We start from the raw sequence: 15,259 nt of genomic DNA, 5'->3' as shown, positions 1-15,259 counted from the left end.
AGTGCGCGGCGCACTGTCGAGTGAAACCCTCGAGGGGATGAGTTCTTTGATTGATGGCACCCGGTCCCGTCCCACGTCCTCACGACCCGGACGTGGTCGTACTGGCAGCGGCCGCGTCGGCGGCGGTCGCCCGGGACCGAACCCGGACCTGGCGCGCAAGCTGCTGACCGTCGCCTTCCGACCGTCGGGCCTGACGATGCTGCTGATCGCGGCTGTCGTCGTGGTCACTTTGGTATCGGCGAGCAGCGACCTGACCGGAACCTTCGGCGCCATTGCCACCACCTGGTTGGTCATCCACCAGGTGCCGGCGACTATCAGCGGCGTCCAACTCGGTGTACTGCCATTGCTTCCGACGGCCGTCATGATGTGGGTGGTTGCACGCCGATGCGCGTCGACTGCGGTGCACACCGACTCCCGTGACGACACCCTCCGCCTGGTGGGGGCGGCAGTAGCCGGGCCCTTGACTATCACGGCAATCGCTCTCGCCGTTGTCGCCGACGCCTCCGCGGCAATTCCGCTGTCGAGCCCCAACACGTTGGCCGCTTTCGGCTGGGTCGCCGGGATTCACCTGATCGCCGCGTCCGTCGGTGTTGCTGCTGCGCACTGGGATCGCGTCGTCGCCGAGATTCCGCCGTGGGCATCTGCCGCTGTTCGTCCGGCCGCGGCCGCGTCGGCAGCGCTGCTGGCTGCGGGCGCCGTGGCCGTCGTGGTGTCACTACTCGTGTCGTGGTCGACGGTCGGTGACCTACTCGCACGAGGCAACGGGTTTGTCGGCGTGCTGGGATTGACGGTGTTGTCGCTGCTCTATCTGCCGAACCTCGTGGTCGGTGCAGCCGCGGTGATGACGGGATCGACGGCCGATTTCGGCAACGTCTCCATCAGCGTGTTCGGCAACATCGGTGGAGATCTGCCACCGTTGCCCCTTCTCGGAGCGGTTCCGGAAGGCGTCGCCGGCGGAATCTGGCCGGTGCTGTTGATCGTTCCGGCTGCGGTGGGTGTGATGCTCGGCCGTGATTGCGCTCGACGCATCGCCGGGCAGGACAGTGTGCTCGCGGTGCTGACGGCAGCTGCCGGTGCCGGCGTCGTCATGGCTCTGCTTGCCCTTGCTGCGGGGGGAGACCTCGGGCAGTTCGGCACCGTCGAGGTCCTGTGGTGGGGCTTCGGTCTTCTAACTTTTGCGTGGCTGGGATTGTTCGGAACCGTCTCGGCGCTGTTCGCGATGTGGTTCTCACACCGCGGACACATGAAGGACGAGGTTGCGCCGCCGACGGCTGAACCGGCTCGAGAATCCGAGCCCGAACTTGCGATCACGGCCGCGGCCACAACGGATGGCGAGGACGACGAAAACGCCGACGAAGTGCTCGCCCAGGAATCTGCGGTGGTAGTGACCAAGGTCGTCGAAGCCGAAATTGTCGAAGAATCAGGCGAACCCGTGCAGGTAGTGACAGAGGAAACCGTCGAGATCGAAGTAGTCGACGCGGAGGTTGTCGCGGCACCCGAGGCGGACCCCACAGCCGGGGCCGAGCCGGAGACCGACCTGCCCTCGAAGCCGCAGGAGTCCAGCGACTAGGCTGTCATGCGGCCGATACTCCGGCCGCATCATCTTCCAGTTCTCAGGAGTAGTGCGCTGACTGCCTCGGCCGACAATCCGCAGCCGACAATGCCCGACAGGGTCCAATTTCGCGACTCTGTCGCGCGGGTAGTCGTACTCGCTTCCGGCGCGGGAACCCTGCTGACTTCGCTGATCGACGCTTCGCATGCCGAGGGATACCCCGCCGAGATCGTTGCCGTCGGTGTAGATCGTGACTGCCTCGCCGCCGAGCACGCTGCGGATTCGAAGATCCCGTCCTTCAAGGTCTCGATCAAGACCTACGAAAATCGTGCCGCCTGGGACGAGGCGCTGACAGCAGCAGTGGCCGAGTACGAACCCGATCTCGTGGTCAGTGCAGGCTTCATGAAAATCCTCGGCCCCAGCTTTCTCGAGCGTTTCGGCGGCCGAATCATCAACACTCATCCCGCGTTGCTGCCTGCCTTTCCCGGCGCGCACGCGGTTCCCGACGCTCTGGCGTACGGCGTGAAGGTCACCGGTTCCACGGTGCATCTCGTCGACGGCGGAGTTGATACCGGGCCGATCTTGGCGCAGGAAGCTGTGCCGGTGCATGACGACGACACCGAGTCTTCGTTGCATGAACGCATCAAAATTGTGGAGCGACGGTTGTTGGCGGACGTCATCGCCGCTGTTGCTACGCGCGGAGTGGTTTCCGATGGACGAAAGGCCGTGATCCCCAGTGAGTGAACGCAAGGCTGTGCGCCGTGCACTTGTCAGCGTCTACGACAAGAGTGGTCTGATCGAGCTGGCCACGGGCCTGCACGAGGCCGGTGTCGAGTTGGTCTCGACCGGTTCGACCGCGTCGAAGATCGCCGACGCCGGAATCCCCGTGACCCCGGTCGAGGCTCTGACCGGATTCCCGGAATGCCTCGAAGGCCGTGTGAAGACGCTGCATCCGCGCGTCCACGCCGGCGTTCTCGCCGATACCCGCAAGCCGGATCACCTCGCTCAGCTCGAGGAACTCGGCATCGCGACCTTCGAATTGGTGGTCGTGAACCTGTACCCCTTCACCGAGACGGTTGCCTCGGGCGCTAGCCCGGACGAGTGCGTCGAGCAGATCGACATCGGCGGCCCGTCGATGGTGCGTGCTGCAGCCAAGAACCATCCGTCGGTTGCCGTCGTGGTCGATCCGGCTCGGTACGCCGACGTCCTGACTGCCGTTGCCGGTGGCGGATTCACCTTGCGTGAGCGCACTGTGCTTGCAGCGCAGGCTTTCCAGCACACTGCGTCGTACGACGTCGCGGTTGCGAGCTGGATGACGAGCACGATCGCAGCTGACGAGGACGGTTCGCTGTTCCCGGCCTGGGTCGGTGCGACCTGGAACCGCAGCGCTGTTCTTCGCTACGGCGAGAACCCGCACCAGGACGCCGCGCTGTACGAAAACCCGGCTACGCCTGCAGGTTTGGCTCAGGCGGAGCAGTTGCACGGCAAGGAGATGTCGTACAACAACTACACGGACTCCGACGCAGCGTGGCGCGCAGCGTACGACTTCACTGATCCGGCCGTCGCAATCATCAAGCACGCCAACCCGTGTGGCATCGCCATCGGCACCGACATCGCCGACGCCCACCGCAAGGCGCATGCATGCGATCCGGTCAGTGCTTTCGGTGGTGTGATCGCTGCCAACCGCGAGGTCACCGTCGAACTGGCCGAGCAGATCGCCGACATCTTCACCGAGGTCGTCATCGCGCCCTCGTACGAAGACGGAGCTGTCGAGGTTCTGCAGCGTAAGAAGAACATTCGTGTTCTGAAGGCAGCCGCTCCGACCGCTACCGGAATCGAACTGCGTCCGATCTCTGGCGGTACCTTGCTCCAGCAGCGCGACGTCCTGGACGCCGACGGCGACAACCCGGCCAACTGGACCCTCGCCAACGGTGAGGCTGCCGATGCCGAGACTCTCGCTGACCTCGAATTTGCTTGGCGCGCCAGCCGTTCGGTGAAGTCCAACGCGATCCTGCTGGCCTCCGGCGGTGCCTCTGTCGGCGTCGGCATGGGCCAGGTCAACCGCGTCGATGCAGCGCATCTGGCTGTTCAGCGAGCCGGTGACCGCGTCGTAGGTTCGGTTGCGGCTTCGGACGCGTTCTTCCCGTTCCCTGACGGTCTGCAGGTGCTGCTCAACGCCGGCGTCAAGGCTGTTGTGCAGCCGGGTGGTTCGGTTCGCGACAACGAAGTGATTGCCGCAGCCAAGGAAGCCGGTGTCACTCTCTATCTGACCGGTGCGCGCCACTTCGCGCACTGACCCCTGCGTCGGTAGCGGGCCTCGACTCCTCAACGGGAGTTCGGGGCCCGTTCTGCATTCAGGCCGCCCGGGTCTTTCAGGCGGCGCTGCTGTGGGTGCCCTGGAGTTCGCGGGGTGAGCCGGTGATGACGACGCGTGAGGCTCCGCGACTGCGGATCTCGCTGATCAATGCGCCGAGGGTAGCTTCGTGGGCCGCATCGGAGTGTGAAAGATCCAGGGTGACGGCGTATCCGGTGAGGTCACCGGGCAGATCGACATACGGCGGCGCGATGGACAGTTGGTTGACTCGAAGTTTCATGTGGAGCTCCTGCGTGTGAAAGGTAAAAGAAAAGGCACCCGAGGCGTTTGCCCTGGGTGCCGAGAACGAATCCGGTGAAACTGGGGATCATTCTCGGGGTACACCGCGCTTGTTGCCCATGTGCTTGGCCGACATTGCGGCCGAAAAAATGTGCTTGTCTGCGGTGCAGCTGCGCCACGAAGGTACGGATACGACGTGCGGGTGTAGCGACATGATGTCCGTTCCTTTCTGTGTGGCGTTGCTGGTTAATGGATGACCGTACAGCACGGATCGAGGGTTCGCACCAATAAAAAGCGCCGCGAACGTAAACTCCGGGTGACTTCTGTCCCCAGGTTCGCTGGATTGAAAGAGTCTTCATTGCAGGTCAGGCGTAGAAAGCAGAATTCCCTCCGCGATGGTTCGCGGAGGGAACTTTCTACCTGAAAAAGAGGACGTTCGGTCTGTACGTGATCAGGAGAACGAACGGACCCACGCTGTGAAGGGCTCCGAGAACTCTGCCGAGTACGGAAGCGGCGCGACGTAGTCGGCACCGGTGGACTGTTCGTCGCCGATGTCCTTGAGTACGAAGTTGGCGTTGCGCATCCGCACGGAAGTCAGCGCTGTATGTGAGAGCGCGGCGTCGAGTGCCGCGACATCGGCGGGAATGACTTGGATGTCCTTGTCCGAGCAGCTCGTGAGAACGGGCATGCCCGCCGGTAGCGCCGCCACGAGCGCAACCGGGTCCAATGCGTCTTCCTCGGCGAGTGCCTTGGCATTGGCGTGTACGAGTCCCGCATTCTGCAGCGGCTCGGGCAGGTCATCCGGAACAGTGCCCTCGGATCGCAGCGACTCGACGGCATCGGCGAGCGCGACGCGCAGTTCGTCAGCCAGTTCGACCGGCAACTGACCGGCGCCGACGACCGCATCGAGCTGGCGGTGAATCTGCGTCGTGAGTAGATCGAGAAGTCTGACGCTCAGTGGCTCGAGCAGTGCGAGGGCACTGACTCTGGCGCCCTCCTTCGCGGTGGCGAGAGCCAGTGCGACTACGGCGCCGTCGCTGTGTCCGACCACGAACAAGCGCTCGGGATCGACACCGGGTTGCCCGGCGAGGTAGTCCAGTCCGTCGGAGGCGGCGTCGACAAAAGTGTTGAAGCCGAGATCGGCGATGTCCTCGATGTCGTAGTCACCGAGGGCGGTTTCGCCACTGCCGAGCTTGTCGTAACGCAGGCTTGAAATCCCTTGTTTTTCAAGAAGATCCGCGATGAACCGCAGAGTTCCGATGTCGCCTTCGAGGAGGGCGCTGTCGCCGTTGCGATCGGTGGGGCCGCTGCCGGCCAGAATCAGCGCGGCCGGGGCAGGGGCGTCGGGTGAGGCGGCCAGGCGAAGACTCCCGTACAGGGTGACGTCGCCGGATTGGAACGAGATCTCGGTGTCGGACATGACGACTTGTCTACCAGGTCGGTGCGGTCAGGCGGTGCGCAGACTCCGGACACGACGCCAGCCACGCCAGCTGAACCACAAGAGCGCGGCGAGCAGGGGAATGATCAGGAGCGGCAAGATCATCGCGATCAAGGAAGTGAAGAAAGTCAGCACATCCTCGATGACGGAAACGACGGGATTTGCCAGCCCACCGGTAGTGGCCGTACTGACCGCGCGAGTGCCGGTCTGCGCGGCGCTGAACGTCAACGCCGTCGGCGCTCCGACGATGATGCCCGCCAACGCGGCCATCGCAGGGTCGAGATGACTGAATGCCGCCCAGGCGGCGATCACTCCGGCAATCGGTCCGGTGACGTTCCCGATCACCGAGAGTGCGTTGTCCACGAACGGAATGAGGTCGGCACCCAGTTCGACCACCGCGGCGATTGCCAATGCGACCAGCGCGCCGGTCGATCCGATCCACCGCATCGACTCGCCGACGGTGATCCCGAACAGTTCGAAGTGGACGGCAGCGCTGAGCATCAGCAGGGGCAGGAAGGTTCGCATTCCGGACGCTGCGGCGAGTCCGAGGCCGAGCATGGCCGGCAACACCCAGGTATCCATGGGTGGAGTTTAGGTCTACTGTGCGCCTTTATTAACCGCCGGCGGTTAATAAAGGCGCACAGCAAAGTCTCGGAAAGGACCTTTCATGGCGACAAACCCGCAGCCGATGTTCTTCCTCAACCTGCCCGTCAAGGACCTCGGCAAGGCCACCACCTTCTACGAGGGCCTCGGATACTCCAAGAACACGCAGTTCTCCGACGAGAATGCGTCGTCGATGGTTATCAGTGACACCATCGTCGTGATGCTGTTGGCCGAGCCCTTCTTCAAGACCTTCACCACCAAGGGCATCGCCGACACCTCGACGTCGACGGAGGCGCTGCTCGGTCTCTCGGCCGAGACCCGTGAGGCCGTCGACGCCCTCGTCGACAAGGCGCTCGAGACCGGCGGTTCCGAAGGAAACGCGACGCAGGATCACGGCTTCATGTACAGCCGCAGCTTCCAGGATCCCGACGGCCACATCTGGGAAATCATCTGGATGAATCCCGAGAACATCGAGGGCTGAGCGACCGAACTTCCTCGGCGAGAGGCGAAACCCCGCAAACACTCGTAGCGTGGAGTGGTGACTGTCGCAAAAACCCTCGGAGAGCTACGCGCCTCCGGACACGTACAGCGAAGTGTCAAGGAAGAACTACGAGAGAATCTTCTCGCCGCGTTGCGGGACGGCCGTGACCCCTGGCCCGGGATAGTCGGGTTCGAGGACACGGTCGCCCCGCAACTCGAGCGGGCGCTGATCGCCGGCCACGACGTGGTTCTGCTCGGCGAACGAGGTCAGGGAAAGACGAGGTTGCTTCGCACCCTCGGGCTCCTGCTCGACGAGTGGACGCCCGTCATCGAAGGCTCGGAACTGGGGGAGCACCCGTACGAGCCGATCACCCCGGCTTCGATACGTCGAGCCAAGGAACTGGGCGACGACCTCCCGATCGCCTGGCGCCACCGCAGCGAGCGGTACTCCGAGAAGTTGGCGACGCCGGATACCTCGGTCGCCGACCTGATCGGCGACGTCGATCCGGTCAAGGTTGCCGAAGGCCGGAGCCTCGGTGATCCGGAGACCATTCACTTCGGCCTCGTGCCTCGCGCGCATCGCGGAATCGTGGCCATCAACGAGCTTCCCGACCTCGCCGAGCGCATCCAGGTCTCCTTGCTCAACGTGATGGAAGAGCGGGACATCCAGGTCCGCGGGTACACGCTTCGGCTTCCGTTGGACGTTCTTCTGGTCGCGAGCGCCAACCCCGAGGACTACACCAACCGCGGGCGCATCATCACACCGCTCAAGGACCGCTTCGGCGCAGAAATCCGCACTCACTACCCCGTCGAGTTGGCGGGCGAGATCGCGGTGATCGAGCAGGAGGCGCACCTGGCCGCGGAGGTGCCCGACTACCTTCTCGAAATTCTTGCCAGATTCACTCGCCTGCTCCGCGAATCCACCTCGGTGGACCAGCGATCGGGTGTGTCGGCACGCTTTGCCGTCGCCGGCGCGGAAACCGTCAGTGCCGCCGCGGTACGACGGGCAGCGGTGCTCGGCGAAGCCGATCCTGTTGCACGGCCCGTCGATCTCGAGTCCGTGGTCGAGGTTCTTCGCGGCAAGGTCGAGTTCGAATCCGGTGAAGAGGGACGGGAACTGGAGGTGCTCGAGCACCTGCTGCGTCGCGCGACGGCCGATACGGTTCGGGTGCGTCTCGGCGGGATCGACCTGGGGATGCTGGTTGCTGCGGTGGAGATGGGCAACACGATCGTCACCGGTGAATCTGTCACGGCCAAGGCATTTCTCGACGAGCTTCCGGACCTCGAGGTCCTGGACGAAGTAGCCGAACGCCTCGGCGCGCAATCCGACGGCGAGCGTGCCGCCGGTGCCGAACTTGCCCTCGAAGGGCTTTACCTCGCGCGCCGGATCTCCAAAGATCAAGGCCCGGGCGGCCGCTCGGTGTATTCGTAAGGGGCAGTGATGATCCACAATCCGCGGTACGGGCCTTACGACGGTGGTCCCGATCCGCTCGCGCCTCCCGTGGATCTGCGCGAGGCCCTGGCAGCAATCGGCGACGACGTGTTGTCGGGCACGTCGCCGCGCCATGCCCTCCGAGAGCTCCTGCGCCGAGGCAACCGGGACATGCGCGGGCTCGACGACCTTGCCGCCCAGGCGAACCGGCGTCGACGCGAGTTGCTGCGCCGCAACAATCTCGACGGAACTCTCGACGAGGTTCGCAAGCTTCTCGACAAGGCGGTGCTCGAAGAGCGCAAAGAACTGGCACGTGCTCTCGACGACGACGCACGATTCAACGAAATGCGGATCGAGGAGTTACCGCCGTCGACAGCTCAGGCCGTGCAAGATCTGGCCGACTACAACTGGCGCAGCGAACAGGCTCGCGCGGATTACGAGAAGATTCGTGATCTGCTCGGACGTGAGGTTCTCGATCAACGCTTCTCGGGAATGAAGCAGGCACTCGAGGGCGCCACCGACGAGGATCGTGAGCAGATACGCCAGATGCTGGCTGATCTGAATCAACTGCTCGACGCGCACTCTCGCGGCGTCGACACTGCGGAGCAGTTCGCGGAGTTCATGGACAAGCACGGGCAGTATTTCCCGGACAACCCGCGCAACGTCGAGGAACTTCTGGATTCTTTGGCGCAGCGCGCGGCGGCTGCACAACGATTGCGGAACTCGCTCTCGCAGGAGCAGCGTGACGAGTTGGATGCGTTGGCGCAGCAGGCGTTCGGTGATCCGAGCCTGATGAGTGAGCTGAGTCAACTCGACCAGTTCCTTCAGGCGGCTCGGCCGGGTGAGGACTGGGAAGGTTCGCAACAGTTCCGCGGCGACAACGGAATGGGGTTGGGTGAGGGGACCGGTGCCCTGCAGGACATCGCCGAGCTGGAATCCTTGGCGGATCAACTGTCGCAGCAATACGCGGGCGCGGCGCTCGACGACATCGACCCCGAGCTACTCGCGCGGCAACTCGGCGACGAAGCCGCCGCTGATGCTCGCACCCTGGCCGATCTCGAAAAGGCTTTGCAGGAACAGGGTTTCTTCGATCGTGCACCGGATGGTCAATGGCGCTTGTCGCCCAAAGCCATGCGACAGCTCGGACAGACTGCTCTGCGCGATGTCGCCGGGCAACTGTCGTCACGAACCGGTCAACGCGATACGCGTCGGGCCGGTGCGATGGGTGAACCGACCGGAGCGTCCCGCGAATGGGAATTCGGGGACACGGAACCGTGGGACGTCACGAGAACCATCACCAACGCCGTCCTGCGTGACCCGGGCCGAATGCCGGTGCGGCTGAGCGTCGTCGATGTCGAGGTGGCCGAAACCGAACAGCGCAGTCAGGCTGCGGTTGCTCTCCTGGTGGACACGTCGTTCTCGATGGTGATGGAAGATCGCTGGGTGCCGATGAAGCGCACCGCTCTGGCACTCAATCATCTGGTGAGCACGCGGTTTCGCAGCGACGAGCTGCAGTTGATCGCCTTCGGACGCCACGCGCACGTGCTGAGCCCGTCGGAGCTCGCTGGTTTGGACGGCGCGTGGGACCAGGGAACCAACCTGCACCACGCACTGTTGTTGGCGGCCAGGCATCTTCGACGCCACTCCAACGCACAGCCGGTGGTACTGATCGTCACCGACGGTGAGCCGACGGCTCATCTCGAAGCGGACGGAGAAGCCAGGTTCGACTACCCGCCGAGTGCGCGAACCCTCGGTTTGACGGTTCGAGCACTCGACGCGGTGGCCAGGCTTGGCGCCAAGGTCACGTTCTTCCGCCTCGGTGAGGATCCAGGTCTGGCCAGGGTGGTCGACCGGATGGCGCACCGTGTGGGTGGACGCGTCATCGCGCCGGACCTGGACGGCCTCGGCGCCGCGGTCGTGAGTGACTACATGCGAGGTCGCCGCTGATTCCGGCCGTCAGTCTTGTTCAGCGGGCTGGTGCTGGGTGATGCAGTGGATGCCGCCGCCACGTTCGAACAGCGGTCTGGCGTCGACGGTGACGACGGTGCGCCCGGGGTAGGCGGCCGCAAGGATCCGGGCCGCTTCGGCGTCGGCCGGATCGTCGAAGCTGCAGGCGATCACTCCGCGATTGACCACGAGATGGTTGATGTAGCTGTAGTCGACGAATCCCTCGTCGTCGCGCAGGATCTCGGGCGCAGGTACCCGAATGACCTTCCACGGCCGACCGCCGACGTCCGTCGAGCTTTCGAACAACTCGATGATCGTCTTGCTGACGGCGTAGTCGGGGTGCACCGGATTGCGTTGGTCATGGACGAGTACAACTCCGGGGGAAGAGATGGCAGCGACGATGTCGACGTGTCCGCGCGTTCCGTAGGTCTCCTGATCGCGAGTCAATCCGCGGGGAAGCCAGATCACGTGCTTGGCGCCGATGGTGCGGGCGAGTTCGGCCTCGATGTCGGCCTTCGTCAGGTCGGGGTTTCGTCCCGGATCGAGTTGGACGGTTTCGGTGACCAAGACGGTGCCGAGACCGTCGACCGCAATACCGCCGCCCTCGTTGACGATTGGTGAGTCGATCAACTGGGCACCGGATTGTTCGACGACAAATGCGCCGATCTTCGAGTCCTTGTCCCACTGCGCCCAATCCTGTGCACCCCAGCCGTTGAACACCCAGTCGACTCCGCCGAGACGGCCTTCGTCGGACAGGACGAACGTCGGCCCGATGTCGCGCATCCATGCGTCGTTGAGAGGTGCCTCGACGATGTCGACCTTCTCGGACAGGTACTTTCGTGCTTCTTCGACTTCGGCGGGATCGACGACGACGGTGACCGGCTCGAATTCGGCGACGGCGTGGGCGACGGCCGCCCACGTCGAGCGCGCTTCGTGCTGTTCTTCCGCGGTGTCCCCGAGAGAGTATCCGGCGCTCGGGTACGCCATCCAGGTACGTTCGTGCGGTTCACTTTCCGCGGGCATGCGCCAGGTCATCGGTTGGCTCCTGCAGTGTTCACCGGTGCGGTCAGGGCCGAGTAGGTGTCGGGTCGGCGAGTGGCCAGGAACGGGAACAGCGCAAGCCAGTCTTCACGGTGCTGCAGATCGAGATCTGCGACCAGGACGGCTGATTCGTCGCGCGGAGCCTGAACGAGGATGCGTCCGTACGGGTCCGAGATGAACGACGAACCGTAGAAGGTGATGAGACCTTCACTGCCGTGGCGATTGGGGACAACCATGAAAGTGCCGTTGGCGATACCGTTTCCGACGATCACTTGCTGCCACAGCGGTTGGGTGTCGAAGTTCGGGTGATCGGGTTCCGAGCCGATCGCCGTCGGGTACACCAGGACCTGGGCACCGGCGAGGGAGTATGCACGTGCGACCTCGGGAAACCACTCGTCCCAGCATGTCGGGAGTCCGAACTTGGCGCCGAGTGCCTCGTGAACGGGGTATGCGTCCTCGGACGGACCGCCGCGAAAGTACGTGTCCTCGTAGTACCCGGCCGTCACCGGAATGTGGAGCTTGCGGGTACGACCGAGAAGTTCACCCCCGGGCGAGACCAGGATCGCGGTGTTGAAGCCCAGGCCGTCCTCGGCGTCGCTGCGCTCGTACAACGACGCGTGAACGAGAACCTGGTTCTCCGCGGCGGCCTTGGTGGCGAAGGCGAAAGTGGGTCCGGTGAGCAGGTCTTCCGCCGCGCGTCCGGGATTGTCGCCGGCCGGGGTGGAGGCGGGGTAGCGGCTGAGCGTCAGCTCCGGAAGAAAGACCACGGAAGCGCCCAGCTTCGCTGCGGACGCAATGCCTTCGCTCAATTCAGCGTGGAGGTCGTCTTGGTCCTCGTGCCAGCGATGTTGGACGAGACCTACACACAGAGGGGTGGACGTGGACGGCGAAGTCGCGGCCGGTGACTCGGGTGGGGTGAGGGCGGTGATCGTCAGCATGGGGTTTCCTCGGTGCTCGGGTATTCGACGTTCAACGTAAAACGAATGTGATTCGTTAAGTATGGTGGGTGAGCGCTGATTGATCAAGGACTTTCGAGGAATTGTTTTTTGCAGCGCCCCGGACGGTGTGGATCACTACAGGAGGACATATGCCGCGGCCATCGCAACGACTGCTCTCACCGGCGATCATCACCGAGGCAGCGATCGAGTCGGTGGACGAATCCGGCGACTTCACCATGCCGGGACTCGCCGCAAGTCTGAAGGTTCGACCGTCCTCGCTCTACAACCACGTTTCCGGACGAGCCGAGATCGTCGAACTGATGAGGGCTCAGCTGATGGCAGGAATCGACGTCGAGTCGGCCTCGGGGACCTGGAGTGAGACCGTCGCGGCGCTGGCAGCCGAGTACCGGCGAAGCTACGCCGCGCATCCTCGTCTGATTCCGCTCTTCACTGCCCAGACGGTGCAGGCCGGTGTGGCGTTCACCCTCTACAACGCATTGGCGCAGGCATTTGCCGATGGTGGCTTCGACCCGACCGAAACACTGCACGCGATCACGACCGTCGACAGTTTTGTTCTCGGTTCGGCCCTGGACCTGGCGGCGCCGGACGTCCAGTGGGCGTCGGGACCCGAAGCCAACGACGCGATGAAGGCGGCGTTGGCAACATCCGGGAAAAATCCCGAACGTGCCGACGCCGCCTTCGAATTCGGCTTGCGCGTGTTGATGGCGGGCCTGATCGCGCAGGCCCCCGAAGCTAGTGACTCCTAGGACACGCTGAGGTCGTTCTCGTCGCGCAGAGCCTCCGTGTCGCGATTGAGGGTCTTGCCCTCGAAGAACTCGGGATTGCGCACTCGCATGACCATCATCAGGACCGCGCCGAGGATGAGGATTCCGAACCCGAGGAAGAAGACCAGGCCGATTCCGCCGATGGATGCTCCGCTGGCATTGTCCGGATTCATACTCTCCTGGACCGAAATGACGAACACCGCAAGCAGCATGAGGCCACCGATGAGTGGGAACGCGAGCCGAAAGACGAAGTTTCGTACGCTCTCTAAAAGCGTCTTGCGGAAGTACCACACGCACGCGAATGCGGTGATGCCGTAATACCAGCAGATCATGATGCCGAGTGCGGCGATCGTATCGAGCAGAGCACTTTCGGACAGGAACGTGACGACGCTGTAGAACACTGCGGTTACCGCGCCGGCCACGACGGTCGCGTACGACGGCACCAGGAACCGAGGCGACACCTCGGCGAGCTTCTTGGGGAAAGCTCCGTATGCACCCATGGCGAGCATGGTTCGTGCCGCGGGCAGGAACGTGGTCTGCAGGCTGGCGACTGAAGAGACGAAGACCGCGAGGAACAGAAGCATTCCGCCCCAGTTGCCCAGGACCGGGTCGGCCAGAGCGCCGAAGACGTTCTCGGAGTTGTCGGGATTGCCGAGACCGAGGCCTTCCTCGCCGACGCCGGCGTACATCATCGCGGCAACGGCGACCAGCAGGTAGGTCAGGAGAATGGTTGCGACACAGAGCAAACCGGCGCGGCCCGGGGTCTTCTTGGGGTTCTTCGACTCCTCGCCCAGCGTGAGACAGGTATCCCAGCCCCAGAACGCGAAGATCGATCCGGTGAGTCCGATGACAAACGCACCGATGGCGAGTCCGCTGAACGGGTTGAACCAACTCAGGTCGAAGGACAATCCGGCCGGGGCGTCGCCGGCGCCGACGTGAACCAGTGCAACGACGGCGAAGACGACCAGCAGCACCATCTGGAAGCCGACGAGCGCGAACTGTACGCGCTCGCTGGTAGTGATTCCCCGACTGGCAATCCAGGTGGCCAACGCGATGAACACCAGTGTGGTGCCGACGTTGACGAATTTATTGCCCGGCAGATCGGCGATGGAGGGATTGTCGGCCACCCGCGCGATGAACAGATAGAAGAAGTCGACGGCAATCGCAGCGAGGTTCGAGAGCACGATGATGGTGGCGATCACCATGCCCCAGCCGCACATCCAGCCGACGTACGGTCCGAATGCCTTGGTGGACCACGTGAATGACGCTCCGCAGTCAGGAGTGTCGGAGTTCAGTTCGCGGTACGCGTACGCGGTGAGGAACATCGGGATGAAGCCGGCGATGAAGATGGCGGGCATCTTGAGACCGACCGCAGCGACGATCAATCCGATGCTGGCCGTCAGGGTGTAACCCGGTGCCACGGAGGAGATTCCGAGCACCGCGCCGGAGATCATGCCGATCTTGCCGGTGGCGAGGCCTTTGGAACTCAGTTCGGTGCTGGTCATGACAGTGCCTCCGGCTGGGTGAATTCGTGCTTGGGCACTACGACCATGGGTACGGGCAGTACGCGCAGCATCTTGGCGGCGGTCGAGCCCAGGAAAAGTTTGCGGGGCTGGGCGAGGCGACTTGAACCGACCATCACGAGATCGCCGTCCTGCCAGTCCAGTTGACGCACTGCCGATTCCACGGTGGACCCGTCGGCGATGATGACCTCGATGGGGAACTCCGCGGGGAGCGCGGCTCTTGCGACGTCGAGTGTGTCCTGAGCGTGATTTCGTGCACGCTCCCTGGCCGACTCGGCGGTGTCGCGATGATCGCGCAGATCGTTCTGGGGGTCGAGCGCTACCAGTGAGACCAGTCGCAGCGGAACCTGCATCAGTTCGCTGGCGCGCACGGCGGTGTTCAAGACGATGTCGGCGCCGACACGGGTGCCGAGTGCACAGGTGACCTCTCGTATAGCAGTGGCCGCCGAGTGCCGCGTTCCGCGAGGCGCCAGTGCTACCGGGACATGGGCGGAGTGAAGCAGTTCGGTCGAGACCGAACCTATCGCGTGACGGCCGAGCAGACCGTCGCCGGAAGCTCCCACCACGATCGCGAGCGCATTCAGTCGGTCCACTTCGTCGAGCAGGCCCTGAGCGAACGACTCGTGGAAGCTCAGGTGTACTTCCACCTGGATGTCCTCGGGCACCGACGCTTTCGCCTCGGCGAGCCAGTCGTGTGCACGCGCGGCGAGGATGTCGTCGTAGCCGGCTTCCGAGGGAACCTTGGCCGGCAGTGTCCGATCCGGTGGGAGGACCATGCAGATGTCGAGTTGCGCGCCGAGACTGCGCGCGAGCTGGGCCCCGAGGACCAGCCCGTCTTTACCGCTGGGTGTGGCGAGGTATCCGACGATAAGGCGCATGGTGGCTCTTTTCCGGATTGGAGGAATCTGCTGTGCGCCTTTATTAACC

The 15,259-nt window shown here is 63.8% G+C and carries 14 protein-coding genes; 7 read left to right on the top strand and 7 right to left on the bottom strand.

The window, feature by feature from the left end; all coding sequences use genetic code 11:
- Positions 1-37: 37 nt before the first annotated feature.
- From RA302_RS21575 to purH, 3 genes are all read left to right on the top strand, one after another.
- A complete protein-coding gene (locus tag RA302_RS21575) occupies positions 38-1,570 on the top strand; it encodes a DUF6350 family protein (protein WP_064444234.1) in 1,533 nt (510 codons plus the stop codon).
- A gap of 90 nt (positions 1,571-1,660) precedes the next feature.
- Positions 1,661-2,296 carry a phosphoribosylglycinamide formyltransferase gene (gene purN, locus RA302_RS21570; RefSeq protein ID WP_050655578.1) on the top strand — a complete coding sequence of 212 codons (636 nt, stop codon included), beginning with the start codon at positions 1,661-1,663 and terminating at the stop codon, positions 2,294-2,296.
- Complete coding sequence (gene purH / locus RA302_RS21565; protein WP_338477930.1) at positions 2,289-3,848, top strand: bifunctional phosphoribosylaminoimidazolecarboxamide formyltransferase/IMP cyclohydrolase; 1,560 nt, start codon at positions 2,289-2,291, stop codon at positions 3,846-3,848. Before purN ends, purH begins: the two co-directional genes overlap by 8 nt.
- A gap of 76 nt (positions 3,849-3,924) precedes the next feature.
- Here purH and RA302_RS21560 read toward each other — a convergent pair whose 3' ends face one another.
- The 3 genes from RA302_RS21560 to RA302_RS21550 form a co-directional block, all read right to left on the bottom strand.
- Positions 3,925-4,146, bottom strand: a complete 222-nt coding sequence (locus RA302_RS21560) for a hypothetical protein (RefSeq protein WP_003946391.1) — start codon at positions 4,144-4,146, stop codon at positions 3,925-3,927.
- A gap of 450 nt (positions 4,147-4,596) precedes the next feature.
- Positions 4,597-5,565: an alpha/beta fold hydrolase gene (locus RA302_RS21555; protein WP_003946348.1), complete on the bottom strand. Its 969-nt coding sequence runs from the start codon at positions 5,563-5,565 to the stop codon at positions 4,597-4,599.
- Positions 5,566-5,592: 27 nt separating this feature from the next.
- Positions 5,593-6,165: a DUF4126 domain-containing protein gene (locus tag RA302_RS21550; protein ID WP_007727593.1), complete on the bottom strand. Its 573-nt coding sequence runs from the start codon at positions 6,163-6,165 to the stop codon at positions 5,593-5,595.
- Between the two features lie 85 nt (positions 6,166-6,250).
- On the opposite strand from RA302_RS21550, the gene RA302_RS21545 reads away from it, so the two are divergent.
- From RA302_RS21545 to RA302_RS21535, 3 genes are read left to right on the top strand one after another with little or no spacing between them, the layout of a single operon-like run.
- Positions 6,251-6,667 (top strand): VOC family protein, encoded by a 417-nt coding sequence (locus RA302_RS21545; protein ID WP_003946398.1) that lies wholly within the window; start codon positions 6,251-6,253, stop codon positions 6,665-6,667.
- 54 nt (positions 6,668-6,721) lie between these two features.
- Positions 6,722-8,098: an ATP-binding protein gene (locus tag RA302_RS21540; protein ID WP_102999408.1), complete on the top strand. Its 1,377-nt coding sequence runs from the start codon at positions 6,722-6,724 to the stop codon at positions 8,096-8,098.
- A 9-nt stretch (positions 8,099-8,107) separates the two neighbouring features.
- On the top strand, positions 8,108-10,045 hold the full coding sequence (locus RA302_RS21535; RefSeq protein ID WP_058226066.1) for a VWA domain-containing protein: 1,938 nt from the start codon (positions 8,108-8,110) through the stop codon (positions 10,043-10,045).
- 9 nt (positions 10,046-10,054) lie between these two features.
- On the opposite strand, the gene RA302_RS21530 is transcribed toward RA302_RS21535, so the two are convergent.
- Both RA302_RS21530 and RA302_RS21525 read right to left on the bottom strand, forming a co-directional pair.
- Positions 10,055-11,080: an agmatine deiminase family protein gene (locus RA302_RS21530; protein ID WP_007727577.1), complete on the bottom strand. Its 1,026-nt coding sequence runs from the start codon at positions 11,078-11,080 to the stop codon at positions 10,055-10,057.
- The gene (locus RA302_RS21525) at positions 11,077-12,024 is read right to left on the bottom strand and encodes a nitrilase-related carbon-nitrogen hydrolase (protein ID WP_070162008.1); all 948 of its coding nucleotides are present in this window, start codon (positions 12,022-12,024) and stop codon (positions 11,077-11,079) included. Before RA302_RS21525 ends, RA302_RS21530 begins: the two co-directional genes overlap by 4 nt.
- 149 nt (positions 12,025-12,173) lie before the next feature.
- Here RA302_RS21525 and RA302_RS21520 point away from each other — a divergent pair, with 149 nt between their 5' ends.
- Positions 12,174-12,791 carry a TetR/AcrR family transcriptional regulator C-terminal domain-containing protein gene (locus RA302_RS21520; protein ID WP_054188814.1) on the top strand — a complete coding sequence of 206 codons (618 nt, stop codon included), beginning with the start codon at positions 12,174-12,176 and terminating at the stop codon, positions 12,789-12,791.
- Here RA302_RS21520 and RA302_RS21515 read toward each other — a convergent pair.
- Together RA302_RS21515 and RA302_RS21510 are read right to left on the bottom strand one after the other, a co-directional pair.
- On the bottom strand, positions 12,788-14,314 hold the full coding sequence (locus tag RA302_RS21515; protein ID WP_054188813.1) for an APC family permease: 1,527 nt from the start codon (positions 14,312-14,314) through the stop codon (positions 12,788-12,790). The two genes, RA302_RS21520 and RA302_RS21515, sit on opposite strands and share 4 nt — an antisense overlap.
- Entirely contained in the window at positions 14,311-15,210 is a 900-nt protein-coding gene (locus RA302_RS21510; protein WP_007727555.1) for a universal stress protein, read from the bottom strand. Before RA302_RS21510 ends, RA302_RS21515 begins: the two co-directional genes overlap by 4 nt.
- Positions 15,211-15,259: the final 49 nt, after the last annotated feature.

Source organism: Rhodococcus sp. DN22 (genome assembly GCF_036669995.1).
Taxonomy (GTDB): domain Bacteria; phylum Actinomycetota; class Actinomycetes; order Mycobacteriales; family Mycobacteriaceae; genus Rhodococcus_F; species Rhodococcus_F erythropolis.
The sequence above is the reverse complement of the archived record's forward strand: the minus strand, read 5'-3'. Positions and strand labels throughout refer to the sequence as shown.